Genomic DNA, 1,529 nt, shown 5'->3' on the forward strand with positions numbered 1-1,529 from the left:
CCGACACGGTCACGGCGGGGGTGGGGGCCGACGTGGTGATCGGCGACAACGGCTTCGTGGTGTTCACGGACGGTGTGCGCAGCCAGGTCGCCAGCACCGATCCGGATGCGGGCGCGGGCGACAGCCTGGCGGCGGGCGACGGCGACAACATCGTCATCGGCGGTGTCGGCGGCGACACGATCACGCTCGGGACCGGGAGCGACCTGGTGCTCGGCGACGACGGCCAGGTGATCGTCTCGGCGGGCGTGCGGTCGGTGGTGGCGAGCCTCGACCCGCAGGTCGGGGGCGACGACCGCATCACCGGCGGCAACGGCGACAAGGTGGTGATCGGCGGGGCCGGCAATGACGGCGTCACGCTTGGCCAGGGCGCCAGCGTGGTGCTGGGCGACGCCGGCATGGTGCGCTTTGCGGCGGGGATCCGGGCGGAGGTGAGCAGCACCGATCCGACCGTGGGCGGCGGCGACACGATCGTGATCGCGGGCGGCGACGCAGTCGTCCTCGGTGGGATCGGCGGCGATGCCGTGACGACCGGAGCGGGATCGGATCTCATCCTGGGCGATGACGGGGTCGTGCATTTCGACGCCGCCGGAGTGGTGACGGACGTCGCGACGCTCGACGCCGCCCTCGGCGGGGACGACGTGATCGCGGCCGGCGAGGGCGACAACATCGTGGTGGGCGGCGCCAGCTCGGACACGGTCACGGCAGGCTCGGGTGCGGACGTGATCCTGGGCGATGCGGGCGAGGTGAGCGTCGCGGGCGGTCGCCTGGTGCGGATCGCCACGACTGATCCGACGCTCGGCGGCGACGATCGCCTCGCGGCGGGAGAGGGCGACAACCTGGTGATCGGCGGCTTCGGTGCCGACACGGTCACGGCGGGGGCGGGGGCCGACGTGGTGCTTGGCGACAACGGCTTCGTGGTGTTCACGGACGGTGTGCGCAGCCAGGTCGCCAGCACCGATCCGGATGCGGGCGGGGCCGACAGCCTGGCGGCGGGCGACGGCGACAACATCGTCATCGGCGGTGTCGACGGCGACGCGATCGAGGTCGGGACCGGGAGCGATCTGGTGCTCGGCGACGATGGTCAGGTGATCGTCTCGGCGGGCGTGCGGTCGGTGGTGGCGAGCCTCGACCCGCAGGTCGGGGGCGACGACCGCATCACCGGCGGCAATGGCGACAAGGTGGTGATCGGCGGGGTCGGCAATGACGGCGTCACGCTTGGCCAGGGCGCCAGCGTGGTGCTGGGCGACGCCGGCATGGTGCGCTTTGCGGCGGGGATCCGGGCGGAGGTGAGCAGCACCGATCCGACCGTGGGCGGCAGCGACACGATCGTGATCGCGGGCGGCGACGCGGTCGTCCTGGGCGGGATCGGCGGCGACGCCGTGACGACCGGAGCGGGATCCGATCTCATCCTGGGCGATGACGGGGTCGTACATTTCGACGCCGCCGGGGTGGTGACGGACGTCGCGACGCTCGACGCCGCCCTCGGCGGGGACGACGTGATCGCGGCCGGCGAGGGCGACAACGTCGTG

General features: G+C 73.1%; 1 protein-coding gene. It reads left to right on the forward strand.

Translation table 11 applies throughout. The features are described 5' to 3' along the window. On the forward strand, nt 1-1,529 hold a 1,529-nt coding region (locus VP06_RS37430; protein WP_048467196.1), incomplete at both ends, for a calcium-binding protein.

The sequence above is a fragment of the Methylobacterium aquaticum genome, from assembly GCF_001043915.1.
GTDB classification, from domain to species: Bacteria; Pseudomonadota; Alphaproteobacteria; order Rhizobiales; family Beijerinckiaceae; genus Methylobacterium; species Methylobacterium aquaticum.